Source organism: Hymenobacter sp. HD11105, assembly GCF_054051685.1.
Genome location: NZ_JBSWBR010000027.1, coordinates 1 through 406, shown reverse-complemented (window position 1 = coordinate 406; position 406 = coordinate 1). Strand labels below are relative to the sequence as shown.

The window sequence follows — 406 nt, the reverse complement described above, 5'->3', positions numbered from 1 at the left end:
ATCTGTCTTCCTATTGAAGACACAGTACTAATAAGGAGTCACCTCACTTATTAGTGTGTACTATTTACTCTCCTCATCGTCTACCTATCGTAGACAACTTGAGTGGAGAATAACGGATTCGAACCGTTGACCCCCTGCGTGCAAGGCAGGTGCTCTAGCCAGCTGAGCTAATCCCCCGTGTGTTCTCTCTCCCCGCCTTCCCTCTGTGGGCCAGCGTGGACTCGAACCACGGACCTCGACATTATCAGTGTCGCGCTCTAACCACCTGAGCTACTAGCCCGAGTCAACTTCCTCCCATACTAACTACTATGGAGAAGAACTGAATCCTCAAAAAACGTTGAATGAAAGGAGTAACGAATAGGTTGTAAAACCATCTGACCCGAATAATTACGTCGTGAGCAAGGTC

The 406-nt window shown here is 48.3% G+C and carries 2 tRNA genes; both read right to left on the bottom strand.

What is annotated here, in order from left to right:
* Nucleotides 1-103 precede the first annotated feature (103 nt).
* A tRNA-Ala gene (locus ACW9KT_RS22310) sits at nt 104-177 on the bottom strand.
* Nucleotides 178-206: 29 nt separating this feature from the next.
* Nucleotides 207-280, bottom strand: a tRNA-Ile gene (locus ACW9KT_RS22305).
* Nucleotides 281-406 lie beyond the last annotated feature (126 nt).